Annotated in this window: 17 protein-coding genes; 3 read left to right on the top strand and 14 right to left on the bottom strand. The window is 42.5% G+C overall.

Annotation, left to right across the window (positions count from 1 at the left end; genetic code table 11):
• Positions 1-142: 142 nt before the first annotated feature.
• Positions 143-2,506 carry a collagen-binding domain-containing protein gene (locus FFM70_RS10430; protein WP_137616791.1) on the top strand — a complete coding sequence of 788 codons (2,364 nt, stop codon included), beginning with the start codon at positions 143-145 and terminating at the stop codon, positions 2,504-2,506.
• A 62-nt stretch (positions 2,507-2,568) separates the two neighbouring features.
• Here the strand turns inward: FFM70_RS10430 and FFM70_RS10425 are convergent, their stop codons facing one another.
• The 8 genes from FFM70_RS10425 to FFM70_RS10395 all read right to left on the bottom strand — a co-directional run bounded on the left by FFM70_RS10425 (position 2,569) and on the right by FFM70_RS10395 (position 10,402).
• Positions 2,569-2,685 (bottom strand): putative metal homeostasis protein, encoded by a 117-nt coding sequence (locus FFM70_RS10425; protein WP_137616790.1) that lies wholly within the window; start codon positions 2,683-2,685, stop codon positions 2,569-2,571.
• 97 nt (positions 2,686-2,782) lie between these two features.
• Complete coding sequence (locus tag FFM70_RS10420) at positions 2,783-3,034, bottom strand: hypothetical protein (RefSeq protein ID WP_137616789.1); 252 nt, start codon at positions 3,032-3,034, stop codon at positions 2,783-2,785.
• A gap of 18 nt (positions 3,035-3,052) precedes the next feature.
• On the bottom strand, positions 3,053-3,229 hold the full coding sequence (locus tag FFM70_RS13870; RefSeq protein WP_171002355.1) for a hypothetical protein: 177 nt from the start codon (positions 3,227-3,229) through the stop codon (positions 3,053-3,055).
• Between the two features lie 81 nt (positions 3,230-3,310).
• Entirely contained in the window at positions 3,311-3,703 is a 393-nt protein-coding gene (locus FFM70_RS10415; RefSeq protein WP_137616788.1) for a hypothetical protein, read from the bottom strand.
• Between the two features lie 151 nt (positions 3,704-3,854).
• Positions 3,855-4,358 carry a thioredoxin domain-containing protein gene (locus tag FFM70_RS10410; RefSeq protein ID WP_137616787.1) on the bottom strand — a complete coding sequence of 168 codons (504 nt, stop codon included), beginning with the start codon at positions 4,356-4,358 and terminating at the stop codon, positions 3,855-3,857.
• 112 nt (positions 4,359-4,470) lie between these two features.
• Positions 4,471-7,005, bottom strand: a complete 2,535-nt coding sequence (locus FFM70_RS10405) for a M1 family metallopeptidase (RefSeq protein ID WP_137616786.1) — start codon at positions 7,003-7,005, stop codon at positions 4,471-4,473.
• Positions 7,006-7,125: 120 nt separating this feature from the next.
• A complete protein-coding gene (locus tag FFM70_RS10400) occupies positions 7,126-8,646 on the bottom strand; it encodes a reverse transcriptase/maturase family protein (RefSeq protein ID WP_171002354.1) in 1,521 nt (506 codons plus the stop codon).
• A gap of 514 nt (positions 8,647-9,160) precedes the next feature.
• The gene (locus FFM70_RS10395; RefSeq protein WP_223877480.1) at positions 9,161-10,402 is read right to left on the bottom strand and encodes an MFS transporter; all 1,242 of its coding nucleotides are present in this window, start codon (positions 10,400-10,402) and stop codon (positions 9,161-9,163) included.
• 92 nt (positions 10,403-10,494) lie between these two features.
• Here FFM70_RS10395 and FFM70_RS10390 point away from each other — a divergent pair, with 92 nt between their 5' ends.
• Positions 10,495-10,857, top strand: a complete 363-nt coding sequence (locus FFM70_RS10390; protein ID WP_137616783.1) for a winged helix-turn-helix transcriptional regulator — start codon at positions 10,495-10,497, stop codon at positions 10,855-10,857.
• Between the two features lie 117 nt (positions 10,858-10,974).
• Here FFM70_RS10390 and FFM70_RS10385 read toward each other — a convergent pair whose 3' ends face one another.
• Positions 10,975-11,502 (bottom strand): SRA domain-containing endonuclease, encoded by a 528-nt coding sequence (locus FFM70_RS10385; protein WP_223877478.1) that lies wholly within the window; start codon positions 11,500-11,502, stop codon positions 10,975-10,977.
• 444 nt (positions 11,503-11,946) lie between these two features.
• Between FFM70_RS10385 and FFM70_RS10380 the strand changes: the two genes are divergently transcribed.
• The gene (locus FFM70_RS10380) at positions 11,947-12,231 is read left to right on the top strand and encodes an iron-sulfur cluster repair di-iron protein, ric (RefSeq protein ID WP_137616782.1); all 285 of its coding nucleotides are present in this window, start codon (positions 11,947-11,949) and stop codon (positions 12,229-12,231) included.
• A gap of 63 nt (positions 12,232-12,294) precedes the next feature.
• On the opposite strand, the gene nadC is transcribed toward FFM70_RS10380, so the two are convergent.
• The 5 genes from nadC to FFM70_RS10355 form a co-directional block, all read right to left on the bottom strand.
• Positions 12,295-13,134, bottom strand: coding sequence for a carboxylating nicotinate-nucleotide diphosphorylase (gene nadC, locus FFM70_RS10375; RefSeq protein WP_223877477.1), 840 nt, complete (start codon positions 13,132-13,134; stop codon positions 12,295-12,297).
• Positions 13,115-14,314: an MFS transporter gene (locus FFM70_RS10370; RefSeq protein WP_137616780.1), complete on the bottom strand. Its 1,200-nt coding sequence runs from the start codon at positions 14,312-14,314 to the stop codon at positions 13,115-13,117. Before FFM70_RS10370 ends, nadC begins: the two co-directional genes overlap by 20 nt.
• A gap of 208 nt (positions 14,315-14,522) precedes the next feature.
• On the bottom strand, positions 14,523-15,110 hold the full coding sequence (locus FFM70_RS10365; protein WP_137616779.1) for a DUF3841 domain-containing protein: 588 nt from the start codon (positions 15,108-15,110) through the stop codon (positions 14,523-14,525).
• A 74-nt stretch (positions 15,111-15,184) separates the two neighbouring features.
• A complete protein-coding gene (locus FFM70_RS10360) occupies positions 15,185-15,493 on the bottom strand; it encodes a nucleotide pyrophosphohydrolase (protein ID WP_137616778.1) in 309 nt (102 codons plus the stop codon).
• Positions 15,483-17,303, bottom strand: coding sequence for a DUF2075 domain-containing protein (locus FFM70_RS10355; protein WP_223877476.1), 1,821 nt, complete (start codon positions 17,301-17,303; stop codon positions 15,483-15,485). Before FFM70_RS10355 ends, FFM70_RS10360 begins: the two co-directional genes overlap by 11 nt.
• Positions 17,304-17,498 lie beyond the last annotated feature (195 nt).

Genomic DNA, 17,498 nt, shown 5'->3' with positions numbered 1-17,498 from the left:
TTAGATATTATGATGTTAATAAGTTATGTGAAACAATTCACATAACTGTTCAGACAAACACAGAAAGGCGGTGATTGGTCATGTTTCTAGTAGAAAATGACTATTTATGACACACACTCTAAGATAAGTGAGGTGTAACGACATGAAAACTCAAGGAGGCAATACGCAATGGACTAATTTCAAACGAGCTGTTATTTTGATCATGGCAACGCTGGCCGTCGTTGGCGGCTTCGCGTTAAATACGCACGATGCTACTGAGGCCGACACCGCTGAACAAGCCGTAGTTGTCACTGAAGGAACACCAGAAACTGACTCAAGTGCCACTAGTGAGGCTGAACGGTCGTCAACATCGGAAAGTACGATTGAAGCACCAACGTCCGAAAACGATGAAACAGCCAAGACCGAAGCTGAAACAATCGTTGAAAGTCATCCTGAAACTGAAAGTAGCACCGCGACAAATGATGAAGCAACGACTGAAAAAGCCCCAGCTTCAAAAGACAGTGCAACAACTACTAACGAAACAAAAAAAATCGAAGCAGATGCCACTAAAGAAGTCTTCAAAGCTGAAGCATCCCCTAAATCTCAACAGATTCCATCTGGCGGCTCTGTCTACGCTGACCATCGCGATTTAGCCAATAACACGTTGGGCATCCCGTCACAATTCCACATCTTTGCTTATGAAGCATCATTGCATACCCATACTGCTGGTAATTTAGCAGTTGCAAGTTTAAACGGACTAGTTGATTTTGGAACTACCAACAAGTTGGAACTGCTGGACCGCGACATCACTTATATTCAAAAAATCATTAAAATTGCTAGCAGTTCCTTCGTCTCAGCCGGAAATATTCGTGACAATAAAGTTATCTTCGGTGAAGGCATTACCATTGATATCAGTGATCCTAAGCGACCAATCGTTGCTGACACTTATATCGATCATTTGTTAGCCAGCGAAGTTTACCAGGACCAACCTGGTGAGACTTACATTGACTTCCCTGCTGAATTTGCCAAGTTGGCTGGGATCAACACATCACTGAGTCAAAGGACGCCGAACGCTAGCTATGTCAATGCTGACTTCAAGGATGAAAATAATCGAACCATTGATGTCAGACAAATGACGCCCGATGCGGCCGGTCAAATCATTATCAATTTAGCCGCAGACGTGTTGAACAAAGATCGCCCATTGATTATCAAGGGTGTTTCTCCAGAAGCAACTGGAAATACGATTATCTTCAATGTTAATACTGACGGACAAAGCAACTATCTCAGCAGAAGTGAAATGAAAGTAACCTATCCTGATGGTTCGGTCCGTGCAAACAAGGACGCCGATGCTTACGGCGACAATCACTTATTATGGAACTTCCATAATAATCAGCAGACATTTACTGGCACAATTAACGTGAATTCTCGCTTCCAAGGAAGTGTCTTAGCGCCAAGTGCTACCTTAATTGCAAACCAAAATATGGATGGCAATTTAATCGCAAAACGTGTCGAGGTTCATGGTGAGACCCACCGTTGGGATTTACAAGACAACACTGGCCCCGAAGATGAGGATAAACCTGATCCAGTTGAGGAAGAAGAAGAAGATATTGACGTACCAGTAGATCCTGAACCTGAAGATCCTGAACCTGAAGATCCTGAACCTGAAGACCCAGATCCGGAAGATCCAGATCCAGAAGATCCTGAACCTGAGGAACCAGAACCTGAAGACCCAGATCCTGAAGACCCAGATCCTGAAGACCCAGAACCCGAAACACCGGAACCTGAAACACCAGAACCTGAAACACCGGAACCTGAAACACCGGAACCCGAAACACCGGAACCCGAAACACCAGAGCCTGAGACACCGGAACCTGAAACGCCAGAGCCTGAAGAACCAGATCCTGAAACGCCAGAGCCTGAAACGCCAGAGCCTGAAACACCAGAACCTGAAACACCGGAACCTGAAACGCCAGAACCTGAAACACCGGAACCTGAAACGCCAGAACCTGAAACACCGGAACCTGAAATGCCAGAACCTGACCCTACTGATCCAGAACCTGAAAATGAAACCAATGTAAACGAGCCTAATCTGGAAGATCCAGTAATCATCGATGAACTCGACGCCCCAATCACTGAGACAGAAACACCAACTAATGGAACTGAAACACCGATTACGTCCAAGCCTTACTTCAAAGTAGCGACAAATAGCTCCAAAATCGTCACCCAACTTGAAAGGAGACTCGATACCGCACTCGCTTTGCCAGCACCACAACGGACAGTCGCTGTTAAACAAGTCTTACGCCAGATTGACACCGCAATCGTCCAAGCCCACAAGACCAATGCTGTTATCCGGGCAACCAAATTAGAGGCACTCCGAGCGCGCAGCTTAGCTGTTTTACACACCGGCCAGTTACCACAAACCGACGAACGACAAACCGAAACCATGACGGCAATTGGCTTAGGCCTAACTGTTATCACGTTAGCCACCGGTTGGGGAATCATCAAACGCCGGCGCCGGCACAGCTAATAGTCAGTTCTAAAAAAGTTGGTTAGCTACTCAGCTACCCAACTTTTTTTAATGCGCCCTATTTAATTTTTTGAGACCCGTCGTTGCGCGTCATGGAGTACTTTCAACGCACGTTTGCGGGATTTAATGTTCGTACTACGCATCCGCCGTCTGGCACTAGCCAAATCTTGTTTTTCCATTTTAAACACCTCATCATCTTTTAAATAGTAATAATTACTCTTTAAAAGATAACATGTACCCCAATTTGGTACAACTATTTAACCCGTCACCCCAAACTCAACTAAATTGAGCTGCCATCGTGATTAAATACGTCGTCAAATTAGCATCAATCTGCTGCGCGAGCCTGGCTTTAATCAACTGATCCCAGTTCGTTTGTATGCCAATGCTTAAGCCCAGTACCGTCCACCAAAACCACTCATTTTGTGGCACGCCCAAAATAACCGCCACCTCAAAATTCACACCCAGCAGCAGCACGAGTTGCCAAAATCCAGCTGTCAGTCGCTGTTGATATTGCCTTTGTAACCGCAAAATTTCTGACGGACAGCGTTAAACCGCTTGTGCCCACTTGACATAAGACGGCAACCGCCGAAAAAAATAGTCTAAGCGACTTGTTAAATGATGGCGACGGTTAATCAAGCTCATCCCAATCAAGACCCCGATTAACAATCCTAATGTAGCTAAATTAAGGCCCAGGATCACCCGAGCCGGATTTGAAATTATCATACACCGCACCCCCAACATCAAGTCTATGATAGCGCTTTAATTTAGGAAAGTTCGGACAATTTTAAAATTCATTGGGGACACTTAAGACAGTGGATGCTGACGATAATACCGCAAATAACGACGTTGGTAACCATTAATAACCAACGCGATGCCGATTAACCCCCACGCCCAAATACTAACCTTGCCAGCCGAAACTAGTTCTGGTGTCCAATAGTAATGAGTGCTAGCAGTCAGGATAAGGTACCCAGCAATCCCGTTAATTAAGTTGGCCACCCGCAATTCTAAATGTTGTTGTTGCAGGCGCATACCGATTGGAAGTTTTGCCCACCAGTGATCGACTTGCCGTTCGTCAAACAATAACAGCGCTAGTTGCTGTATCAACCACATCGCTACCGCAAAAAAAGAAATAAATGAACGGATGCTCAATATTGATAAACAAATATAGCCGATAATTGTCACCATTTCCCAAGCCATTTTCATCACCACCATGCCAATCTTGTTGGCGCTTTCATATTTTGCATTAAGTATATGAAAATGAGCTGAAAGTTGCACTCAAAGGGTGTTACAAATAAATTTATACTTAGCTTAGACGAAAAAAGCTACCCTTATCAGGTAGCCTACACTGCTAAATCAACGTCTTTAACGACACTAATTGATCATCAAAATAACGTTTATCATCCAAAATCAACGTTGGAATACTGGTTACACAATTCGCGGAAACTTCCTTAGCCACCGACGCAGCGACTTTGTCAGCGTCTGCATATGGCTTGACCGCATAAGTCTTCGCCAAATAGGCTGGGACAGCATCATTCGGCAATTCGCGTAAATCTGCTTGTGCTTGGAAGACCGCTTTAATGTAGGCCAAAGCGGCTTGCGGATGTTGATAGTCAATATAACCATTCGCAGTATTCCCATTGCGTAGCGGTTCTTTGATCTTATTCCAAAATTTGAGATGCAAGCTTAGTTTGCCGGCATCAACGGCTGCAAATAGGTCGTCAGCATTTGGCAACCACCACTCCTGCGTATCGACGCAGCCTAAATTTAAAATTGCCGTCATTTCATGTGGTGCAGTCGGTTCACCTAGATTAATACTCGTTTTATTTGAAACATCAAAACTCAATTCAGTCATTAAATTCACCCCTTTTTGAACACGTTTAATTACCCTACAGTTTACGCTTAACTCCTTTTATCAGCAAAAAAAGTTGCCAACCAACTAAGGCTGACAACTTTTAAATTTTAACTTATTTAACGGCTTTCGCCACAGCGGCATTCACCGCTGCTTGTTCCGCTTCAATCAAGCTAACGCGACTCTCAATCACTTTGGTATCCATCGTGATTTCACGAGTTAACCCTGGGGTGTTCAATTTTGGTTCAAAGAATGCTTTGAATTCTGCTAAACGTTCAACTGTCCGGAAAACGCCGGCAGTCACGGTGATATAAGTGGTGAATTCCATGTCACCACCAACCGTCTTTTCAAGCCAAGCCCAATCGTTACGAATCCAATCCCAAGCCGCTTGTTCACCAGCATCGTTGCTCAAAACGCCACGATACCAAGCCCGCAAGTCTTGTGGCTTAACGGTGTCCGCATCTTCGAAGGCTTCAATTAAGCGTGCAATCAACTTCGCATCAGTCGTGCTCGTCAAAGCAGCGCAAATGTCCGCTTTGTAGCTGGCATCTGAGGATTGACGGTAAGCGGTTAATAGCTTATCGAACAAGGCATCGTTGCCGAAGTGTTGCACTTCGTTGCGCAAGATTAAGATCCGCACATCCGCAGACAAGGCGTCTAAATGACCGGCCTGCCCTTCGAATAATTCGTGAGCAGCTAAGATAGTGCCCGCATTTTCAGCATATAAGGCCGCATTTAAGATAACTGGACGTGATAATTGGTCATCAATTGATTCATCAACGTTTGCCGTCCAGCCTAAGCGTTTCACTTCAGCCTGACTCAATTGGTCATATAAGGCTTTCAATTGACGCTTAGCTTCAGATTCAGGGGCTACGAAGCGTTTCAAGTCACCGGCTGCCCGGTACAATGCCACGTTAACGACTGTCGATTGACTGTTGGCGAAGCGTGCTAATAATGGCACGACTGACGCGTATGAAATTTGACGGCCTTCAGCAAGCAAACGTAAATCTTGCAACGTTTGGAGTTGTGAAATGGCGTCTAAGTTTTCAGCGTCAGCCAAAATATCATCGAGTAAAGTTTGGTCATACTTGACAATAAAGTGTGAGTTGTTGCCAACGTTCAAGCGGAATGGTTCGCCCGCCGCCTGCCGCAATTCAGCGTAGTCGCCTAAAGTGACCCGTTCAGCATCCAAAATTTGTGGTGCAGCATCGTAGTTACTGTTCAATGGAATTGACCAACTGCGATTCTCATCGTGGCCATCGCCAATGAAGAATTGTTGTTGCGCAATCGTCAATTGACCGTCAACGACTGCGGCCGTAACAACTGGATAGCCAGGTTGTTCGAGCCATGATGTCATGATAGCGGCCAGGTCGATGCCGGATGCGTCGCCCAAGGCTTTCCAGAGGTCGGCCCCAGTGGCATTGCCATATTGATGGGCTTCAAAGTATTGTTTCAACCCTTTACGTAGCGCCTCGTCGCCAATCAACGCCCGAACCATCACGAGCATCCGTGCCCCTTTGGCGTAAACAATCGCGCCATCGAATAAGGAGTCGATTTCAGCAGGATTTTCAACTTGGACGTGAACTGATTGTACGCCATCCGTTGCATCCCGTTGCAAGGCAGCGGGCGCTTCAGAGGTTTGGAAAGTTTCCCAAATATGCCAATCAGGTTCAATGGCGTCAACCGCCACGTATTCCATCATGTTGGCGAAGCTTTCATTTAACCAGAGATCGTCCCACCACTTCATGGTTACTAAGTCACCGAACCATTGATGCGCGAGTTCATGCGCAATCACGGTTGCGACCCGTTGCTTCATATCTAAGGCCGTGTTGTCAGGATCGAGTAAGAGGTAAGCTTCCCGATAAGTGACTAAGCCCCAGTTTTCCATCGCACCAGCGGAGAAGTCTGGTAGCGCCAACTGCCATGAATGTGGGAGTGGATATGGCTTTTGATAGAAGTCTTCATAGAATTCAATCGACCGTTTGGCAATATCTAAGGCAAAATCAAGTTCATTTGCTTGATGGGCTTTCGTCCCAAAGACACCGACTTTCACGCCACTCTTCGTCGTGGTGAGCTTGCTTTGCAATTCACCAAATGCGAAGGCAATCAAGTAAGTCGACATTTTAACGGTCGTGTCAAAGTAATGGACACCATCTTCAACCTTAACTTCTGGCATGTTACTGATTGTCGTTTCGCCAGCATGTTCGTCATACTTGATGGCTAGGTCAAAGGTTGCTTTGGCCGCTGGTTCATCAATACATGGGAAGGCTTGCCGGGCAGCCGTTGTTTCAAACTGGGTCCCGATAATTTGCTTCTTTTCGCCATTAATTTCGTAATATGAAGGATAGATGCCCATCATCGAATCGGTCAAAGGTGCCGTGTAATCGATGACGACAGTGACGTCACCAGTTTGAGCAAGCTCAATATCGATGGCTTCTTGGGCCGGATTATTCTTGAAGGTTACCGCTTGGCCGTCAGCTTTGACAGCGGAAACGACTAACCCCTTTTGATTGATACTAATTGTTTTTTCTTTAGCTTCACCGGTAATGGTCGTTTGACCGGTAATTAATTTTTGCGCACGATTAATATCGAGATAGATATTGTAGTGCTTTGGTTGGAATTTATGAAAAAGACGCGTTGATTCACTCATGAGTTTCCCCCTAAATTATTAGAATAGTTTCATTATACGACACTTTTGTTAATTTCGTGAAATTGCTTCCATTTTCTATTAGGAACCATTGCATTCCTACTAACTATTAGAATTATTTTCTCAAATTTCTTTAATTCTAATTTGGTTTAATCTTATCTGCTGTCGAACTTGATCCAACACCTCAACTTGGTATCTATTGTCATTTTCAGACAATAAAGCCTGTGCTCTTTTAGCATAACCTACCATAGAATACCTTTCCCCATACCTCTTACCAGTAACATACATTTTAGTTGCCAATTTTGCGGTACTCAAATTATACGAAATGTTTTTTCTCGTTTGAACAATTCGTCTTTCATACTTGCTTTTACTAGGGATGGAACTCAGCGGCTGAAACACATGTCTACCCGAAATCCAAACTAATTTTTGCTTCTCCATTGCTGAAGGCACCGTATTATTCTTGATCCGCTCTCTATCACTTTCAATTCGTAAAAAAAGATTAATAGCTCTTTTACTTTTATAATGAAATTTGTAAACACCACGTTCCCTCATACGTACAGTCGCACCGTTGAATACAAACCCCAAATAATCAAACCATACCATTTTTGAATCCTGTACACCAGATAGTCTGTGTAATGTTATTTTATTATCGGCAAAATTAAATGCCTTCGTTTTATGTTGCTCTATTTTTAATGATGTCAATTGTTGACTCAATACCATTACTTCATGAATAAAATCATTCAGTTTATCTTCTGATAATCGGGATTTTGGAATTACTATCACAAAATCATCAGAATACCGACGATACAATCCATTCAAATAAGTAACTATCTGGCTCAATTCTTTATCGAAATCAATCATATATGTATTGGCCAGTACTGCACTTATTGGCGTTCCTTGTGGAATACCAATTTGATTTGGTCCTTTCACCTTCAATTTTCCTTTAGAAATAAGTTTTGGAAACTCGCTTCTATTATTGATATATGAAGCGGTTTTCCCACGATTTATCCTTACCCTTTTTAAGGCATTTGTTAAATTGAAACTATCGACCCATCTATACCTAGTGATAGATTCAAATACAGAACGCCAATCCGGATCAAGTTGATTCTTAGAAAGTACTTTGCACAAATTATTTTTTAAAATTCGATGTCTCAAATTATCAAAAAAGCCCTTAAAATCTCCCTTAATTATCCAACATCCATGTGTATCAACTACAAAATCAAAAACTTCTTTTGCAGCTTCTATATTAGAATGATGTAAGGTTTTGCGATATGCTGTCGGAACCTTAGAGATATTATTAACGTTTAAGTAATTTTCATAGCATGAATTTAGTTTTTCAGCATATTTAACATATATCAAAGCATCATGATGAGCTACCAAAGAAATGGGACGTACTTTGTGTCCAGCATGAGCACGTAAACTTCCCTTCGTCCGATGATAACGCACTCGTTCTTGAGAATACACAATAAATGGGAAAAACCTATAACGCTTTACCTTTTTTGGATCTAGAACCGTGTCGCTAATAAAGTTACGAGCATTTTGCTCACTTGGAATTGTATCAAAATGTCGATATTTCTTATTTAATACCTTGCTTGATGCTTTGAACAGACGTTCTACATCTTCAGCTCTATCTTTTCCAATCATCAAAAACACCTCCATCTGCTAAAAAGGCCTGCGGTTACCCGCAGACCCCCGGAAATCGTTCACTTGTTTTGACGGTCAGAATCATAAAATCACAAAGTGACGTCTAAATGCTACCATATGCAGTTGGCGCTCCGGTTATTCAGTGAATGTCCTAGCAAGACAAGCATCGCTGACCGGTAGAGTTATATAGCTCTACGTAAAGTTACAATAAGATTAACAATTATTATGCGTGGACATTCATCTTCAGAAGACTCGTGATTCCGGCAATAATCATCATTGCCTACATTAGCGCAGGCATGTTCTCGCAGGCGATTGAAATCGCTGTTAAAGAAATTCTTCACTGGGAGGTTGACATCTTGACAAAGATGTGTTACTAGCCCGTTCAACACTGTGTACAAAGTACGTGAGTTGTACTGCTCAACTCTCGTGTTAAGTGTGTAAATTTTATCATAGTTTTCCGTTAAGATACAATTATATGTTTCAAAAAATCAACTATACAAAAATGCTCTGAAGCCTAATCTTCGCAATCCTCAGGTGTTTCCTCATCAACCGGTCGTGCCAACCAGATCAATCCAGCCAACAATACCAAGCTGACGGCAACCATCAAGGCTCCAAATACCGGTGTCCAGGCTAGTCCAAATTGCGTCGTCACTTGACCACCGATACCAGACCCCAACGCAATTCCAACGTTAAACGCTGAAATATTCAACGCCGATGCCATGGTGATATCTTGTGGCGTATGCACTTCGGCTAACTGAACAATGTAGAGTTGTAACCCCGGTACATTCATGAATGCAAAGATTCCCATCGCCAAAACGGTGAATAGTCCAAGCCAATGACTGTGCGCCGTGAACGCTAACACTAACAACGTGATTAATAACCCGACAAACATTTTAAATAGTGCCACTAGTGGTCGCTTATTTGCCCAACGGCCGCCCAAAGTATTTCCTAAGGCCACCATCAAGCCGTAAACGACTAAAATGACAACGACGGCACTAGCTGACCACCCCATCGATTGTTCCAATAATGGTGACAAATACGTGTAGGCCACAAAAGTCCCACCGTAACCTAAAGCCGTGACTAACAATGCCAACAATAATTGTGGATTTGTAAGCACCCGCAGAATACCACGCGCGGTTGCTTTGACAGGTAATGGTAAGTTACGTGGGATCAACCAATAATCGGCCAACAAGCCTAAAACGCCGATGCCACTAATAAAGATAAACGACCAACGCCAGCCACCGAGCTGACCGATCATCGTGCCCAACGGTACCCCAGTCACCGTTGCGACCGTTAACCCGGTGAACATCACCGCAATCGCGGATGCCCGCTTTTCTGGTGCAACCACATCCGCCGCAATGACCGATGCGACCGTCATGAAAATCCCGTGCGCTAAGGCCGCAACGATGCGCCCAAGTAATAAGACTTTGAACGTTGGCGCTAACGCGGCTAATAAATTACCCACAATAAATAGTCCCATGATCAACATCATCAGCCGATGTCGATTCAAACGGCCAGTCAACAACGTCATGACCGGCGCGCCAACCATGATGCCAAGCGCATAGACCGAAACCGTCAACCCCGCTTGAGCTAAATTGATGTGGAAACTGCTGACTAACATCGGCATCAAGCCAACGCTGATAAATTCCGTCGAACCAATCGCAAACGCGCTGATGGCGAGTGCTAGTAAGGTCCATGTTGGATTAACTTTTTTACTCATTTTAAAATTCCTCCTGTACTTGCTAACGTGATAAATAATGATTATACTAGCAAGTAACTTAAGAACAAGTACCGACTTTAAAGTGGGATACCAACCAAAAAGTAAGTATCAATAAGGAGGCCATTTTTATGCCTGAAAAAACTTATCAAATCGGTGTTGAAGCGACAATGGAAGTCATTGGTGGCAAATGGAAATCAATTATTCTATGCCATTTACGCTTGAAGCCCATGCGGACCAGTGAACTGGAACGTGCCATTCCACAAATTTCACAAAAAATGTTAGTTCAACAGTTGCGCGAGCTGGAAGCTGCCAACATTGTTGACCGCCACGTTTACCAAGAAGTGCCACCTCGCGTTGACTATCGGTTAACAGAGTATGGACATAGTTTGTCTGGTATCCTCCATGATCTATGTGTCTGGGGTGAAGAAAATATCGATTTGCGACGTGAGCAAGGCGAAGAGATTACGTTGTTGCATCGAGACGATTTATAAAAAAGGAGTAATTCAGTTTTGCCTACTGAATTACTCCTTTTTTATACATGATTATTAGTGGCACCTGTGACTCAGAATCATAATTTGCTTCGTTTCTCAAAGCCAACCGTACAATTATTACTGCTTGATAGCCAATGGAAATTTATAAACTCGACGCAATTTACCAGTTGCATCGGTTTCCTGGATAGCATATGGCGCTGCCGCCAGTCTTACTTCGCCGCAATAACGATATTCATTAGCATGACTAGACTCAAATAAATAGATGTTAACGTGATTAGTTTCTGATTCTGCCAGAGTTCGATTCTGCATATATTCTAGGCTCTGATCACCAATACGCCCCATTCCAGTATAATGAAAATAGCCATCGCTTTGCCAACGGTCTTCATATGGATTATCACCAGCATTAGTACTAACTTTTGCAATTAAAACTAGTGAATTGGTACGCTTTGAACGCCTCATTCCACCCTGTGGAGACGTCAGAAATACCCGTGTAATGTCTTGATTTGAATAGACCTTATCACTTACAAATTTCGATGATAACCATGCATTTTCTCGGTGCACAGGCGTCTTAATTTCTGTTTGCTTCAAATTTGTTGCGGGCTCACTATGTATAAAACCTTTTTGGTGCCGAATCACTTTTCCCACTGACTTAACCTACTTTCCTTTTGGTTATCATGAGTATAATTGATCTTTTTTCAAATTGGAAGATCTAGCAGGAAAGTAGTTGAAATAAATTGCACTTCAAATGTAGCTATCAGACAAAATCACTTTGAAATGCGCCCTATTGTTGAAGAATGTACCATTCGGCTAATGCAGTTAACCTTCAATACTATCTCATATAGTCTCTTACTGCAGAATGTTTGAGAGCCACAACCAATTAATGCTGAGACATAATCGTATTTTCCATCGTAACTTTCTAACTTAGACATTGAATTGTTTCCCTAAACTTCATAAAAACCACAGTATTAATAATAGTTGTAACCGTTCATCTCAATATTTACGTCATCACAACGTATCTTGACCGCCATCAAGTTATTAAGTGGCACTCCCCTTTATACTTAAGTCATCAAATAAGAAGAGGTGGGCCACATGACAACAGTTAAAGCCTATTTAGACACTCATTACGACAAATTAGATTTTTATACACACGCCATCACCAACGCACATGGTCAAAATCATCCTGAAGTTTTCGCCGTACGTGATCAATACGTTAAATTGCGGGCAGATGCCAAAGCCAATCATCGGCTAGACGCCAACTTTGATGAACTACGCCGGACAACTCACAATTATGCGATTCCGAATGATGTTTGCCCCGTATTTGAGGCAACCTATCACATGCTAGCTCAAGCTGATCAGCTGAATGCTTCGGCCTAAGATATGAAAAGCCACGCCTGTTTTATGGGCGTGGCTTTCTGTATCTTTTGTAATCTCAATTTGTTATTCTGCTTCAATTTCTATCGCCAAATCTAAGGCAGTTACACTATGGGTTAAATAGCCCAGCGAGATGTAATCAACACCAGTATGTGCATATTGTGCTAATGTCACCGGCGTAATGCCACCCGAGACTTCCACTTTAATTGGTGCTGGAATCAATTGACGCCATGCTTTAACCGTCGCCGGCGTTTGATTATCAATCATAATCATATCCACGTGACTAGCTACTGCGGCCTGTAACTGTTTCTCGGTCTCAACTTCGACCTCAATAATTTTAGTAGGGCCAATCAAATCACGCAATTGACGAACAGTGGTTGCTAAGTCGTTGATCAATGCCCAATGATTATCTTTAATCATCACCGCATCATCTAAACCAAATCGGTGATTCTGACCACCACCAATGACAACGGCCGCTTTATCAAATTGACGTAAGCCAGGCAATGTTTTGCGCGTATCTAAAATGGCAATACTAGCATCGCTCAAAGTCTCAATCGCAACATGCGTCGTGGTCGCAATCCCACTCATACGTTGCATCAAATTAAGCAGCACCCGTTCACCCGCCAATAACTCAGCAATTGGTGCCGTGATCCGACCAATAATTGTTCCAGCTTCAACTTGCGCACCATCAGCAACCAGTTGTTCGTACTGACTATCTTCGCTTAACGCTCGCAACACAACTGATGGAATCACTTGTCCAGCAATCACCCCGGCTTGTCGTGCCACAATATCGCCAGTGACACGCTGATTAGGCAACGTCAACGTGCTCAAATCACCACGGCCGATATCTTCAGCCAAGAAATTTTTGATTGCCGATTCAATTTGTCTAGGAGTGAGCTTCACCACTAACACCCTCTTTACGCTGTGCATCGACATCTTGAATTCCAAAGGTTAAGATTGCGATTCCTAATAATAGTAGGACAACAAAAATCCCAAAGATTCCAGTTAAAGGTGTCTTCATTTGTAATAAGAGTCCGACCACGTATGGGCCAATCATGGCACCAATTCGGCCAATCGACTGCGCAGCACCCATCCCTGTACCACGGATGGCTTGTGGGAATTGACTTGGTGTCAAGGCAATTAACGTTCCCCAAGCACCTAAGTCAAAGAATGACAACCAAGCGCCACTCATTAGGACTGCAAAGTTGCTGCTAGCTAAACTAAATGCCAACGCACTCACAATCGTTCCGCTCAAATAAATCGTTAAGACTGATTTACGACTGATTTTACCCATCAAGTAGGCAGCTAAATAATAACCAGGTAATTGCGCTAAGCTCATCAACAAGGTGTAGCTAAAGCTATGCACGATTGAGAAACCGCGCATCACTAAGAGACTTGGCAACCATAAAAACATCCCGTAATAAGTCAACATGACGATAAACCAAAGACTTCCCAATAACAACGTCTTTTGCCGAAATACTGGTGTCCGCCATAAAACTTTATACGATGGTCGCGTTTGTGGTTCAATCGGTGTGTCAGGTAAATGACGCCGTAATAACAGCGTGTATAGAATCGTTGCCACCGTAATTAAGACCGTCATACGCCAGCCAATGAATGGCATGACCCAGAAAGCTAACAATGACGCTACGATCCAGCCAATTGCCCAAAAACTATCTGCCAACACTAACATTTTTGACCGTTGCGTCCCTTGGTAACTATCCGCAACTAAGGTCGCCGCCACTGGAAGTTCGCCCCCAAGACCAATCCCAGTGATAAAACGAACCACAATAAATGCGGTGATGTTTGGCGTAATCGTTAATAATAAATTACCAATTGAAAATAACGCTAACGTCAAGATCAACACATGTTTACGGCCAATCCGGTCCGCCATTGCCCCACAGATCATTGCTCCCACGACCATCCCCATCGAAGTCGTGGCACCAACTAATCCCAGTTGTGCCGGTGCTAAATGCCATTCTGTTTTAATCAGCGGCATGATAAAAGACAACATTGCGACATCCATCGCGTCAAATAACCAAGCTGTCCCAATGATTGCTAACAACCGGTACTTCTTCAATAATTGCATCAAAAATCCCCCAAATTGTAATAAAAGTACTTTCTACTTTTATTGATTTAAAAAATAAAGGCCAATATGACCTTCATCTTCTTGTATTATAAGGTACTCATTTTTGATGGTAATGTCAATATGGAATTGTGCATTGTGTAAAACTTTATTATCTATAATCTGTTTTTGTGCTTGTCACTAAGTCTAGTGTGACAACTTCTGATAACTATTATTTTTTCAACGAAGACCACTGAAAATGACGCACTGCAATAACATCTGACAGCCGTAACTCCCAAAACGTCGCCTGTACGTCTCTGCCCTGTCCCTGCCATTCATCATGTACCGGATCCACATTGAACACCTTATTCCATGATTTAAGCTTCTGCGTGCGTAACTCTTTCTCAGATAACGACTCCAACCACTTGTCCTCGGCCTCAAATTCGGCTGTGCTAGTTGCATCTCCAAGATACCAATCATTTAAAACGTAATGCCATTTTTCATCATCACTAAGCAACACTTGTGACTCAGGTAACTCAAGCTCAATGCAAACTGTTGGATCAGAACAATTACGAAACTCTATCCGACGTAAATCAGGACGTTTATGTTTCCACCCCAATGTGTGCCAAGCCCAATACGGGTACGTTACCCCAGTTGGTGGTAAACCAATGTGGCTTTTCATTTGTTCAATCATCCACCCATAGGAACGTCCAAACTCTTCCCACTTACCATATGGTGAAAGACAAAAATCTGCGTGAACAACACCGTCTAGTCTCAACTGATCATATACCTCTTGTGACTGAATCGTCCAAATTCTCATTTTTCCCCCTAGACTTTCTACGCCCACATAATTGCTCAATCTTAAAGAGAATACAGGCTTAAATCGACTACTACTTATTCAGTTTTATCCCAATGCCGTTTCTGGTTGAATTTCATCTTTTTAGCAACAATATCCAATGGATTTATACCCAACCTATTACACATATAAAACGTATAAATTAAGGTATCTGCTAACTCTTCTTCCAAATGATCACGTTCACCAGCGGTTAGCTCATGATTGCTAGGCTCCCATTGAAATATCTCAAGTACTTCACTAGCCTCTAAATTCAATGAAATTGCTAGATCTTTTAAATTATGATATTTTTCCCAACCTTTTTTATCACGGAAATCAATCAAGCCCTGTTCCACATCTTTATAATCCATCATTTTCCTCCAGTATGTGAGTAGAACCCGCTGCAGTGAGCAGTGCCTGCTGTAGTTGGTCATCAACCGCATAAATGTATAAACCATGAACCCCACGAGTCAGCAAAACATTAAGTTCATTTCTCAACAACTCACGAGTCACATCAATTTTCTTGCCATGCCAAGTTCGCTTATTTTTAGCTTGTTTATTACTACTTGCCTCTGGATTAAATACGATTTTACCATCACGATATGTCACCGATGGCCCAATGATCAATCCGGCATAATTCAAGTCAAATCCTTGAATCGTAAACGTTGACCCAACTTCACCAATTGTTTGTGGTCGTTCTGCCCAAGCTAAACTATCATTCTTCTTTTTCTGCTTGCGTGAAACCTTTAATTGTAAATTCCATGGCATCTGCCAATCACCAACTTGTACGTTCCACAGACCACCTTCAGTAGGTCGCTTAGCTTCTACATATGGCCAATCAAACGTTGCGAGCATTCGAGCCAGACTAGCTGGTGCATTACCTCTATTTTGATCTAGTGCTTTGATTTTTTGATAAACGGCTTTCGGTGTACGTCCGACTTTTAACTCATAACGGCTATCAGATGGCATTACCCCAATCTTTTGATTGATTGCAAAATTATGTAACCACTCGATTGTCTCGGGATTAGCAGCCATCCGTTCCTGGTCTTTCAAGGTAATGGTATTACCTGTCCGTGAAGCCTTGGCTTCTAACTCAGCAATCGCCGCATCGTCCAAATACTCTTTAGTTGTCAGAATCTGATATTTATCGAACACGATGATAACCACCTTAGCCAACTTCAATAAGTCTTTTAACTGGTTATCACCACGATAAGACTGTTTCCCTTGAGTCCACAATAAATGAGCTTCATCTACCAAGATCACATCTGCTTTTTTTGCGCCTGGCTTCTGGTGTTCATTAATAAAGTGGGTGGGTTTGCACACAACGTCTTCATTATCTTTATCCAAGCCCAACTTATGAGCAATTTGTTTATAAACGATTAGCTGCTGATCGTGATTAACCAACAAGTTAACTGCATTCTCACCAGTCATTTTGCTGTTAACTAAATCATTAAAAACATTACTTAGCAGCACTGTTTTTCCAGTACCAGCTTGACCAGCAATAAAAATAACTGCAGCATCTTTATTGTCGACCTTTTTAGCATTTCCAAGAACGTGGGCAACACGATTAAGTATTTGTTGTTTCCCGTCAAGCTGCTTTTCATTAAGTGAATGAAAAGGTGATGCCTTATAGATTGCAGAATTTTCGATATCCTTTTTAATCGGGAAAAGTTCTGGTTTCTTCTGTCTCAAAGCGTCCCAGACACCAGCAAATATTTTATCAAATTGACCAGACATAAAATATTTGCGTTGTGGGTTTGTTCGCCGATTATTCAAATGTCTAATATGATCAACACTTAGTAAGTACATCATCAGACGATTCTCAATATCAAGTGTCAGCGACTTATTAAAATATTGATCACCAACTACCATCATTTCAGCATTTGGACTATCCCTTAACTTTTTCCAGTCTTCCCTAATCTTAGTGTCGCCTTCAAGATGTTGTCGCGTACGTTGACCAATGTTACTGGTTTCACCTACGTAGACTGTAAAGTCTGGTACGGAATCCTTTCGTTTCTTTGACTGCTTGTCTGCAATCACATAAACTGTTGGATACTCAAAGATAAGTTCATTATTCGAATTATTTTGTTCAAGTGCATGTTCATAATTTATGTTGTAAGGAACCACATCTACAATTGGTTGTACGTCGACTTGTGGTTCAACCGATTTATTTTTGTCCAAGTTGTAATGCCCCCTCTTCATATTCATACAACTATTATGGCCAATTAAGACTTGAAGTATAACTTTATTGTGTTTATTACTTAACACCTGTTAATGCAACATCAACACTTCGAAAATCCATCTTTATTTTCAAAAATTGTGAGATCAAGCCGCCAGTTCACTTGAAAATGAAATTTATCAACTCTTTTTTGCGAT

The organism is Lactiplantibacillus nangangensis (assembly GCF_005405065.1).
Taxonomy (GTDB): Bacteria; Bacillota; Bacilli; order Lactobacillales; family Lactobacillaceae; genus Lactiplantibacillus; species Lactiplantibacillus nangangensis.
This window is presented reverse-complemented; position numbering and strand designations above follow the sequence as displayed.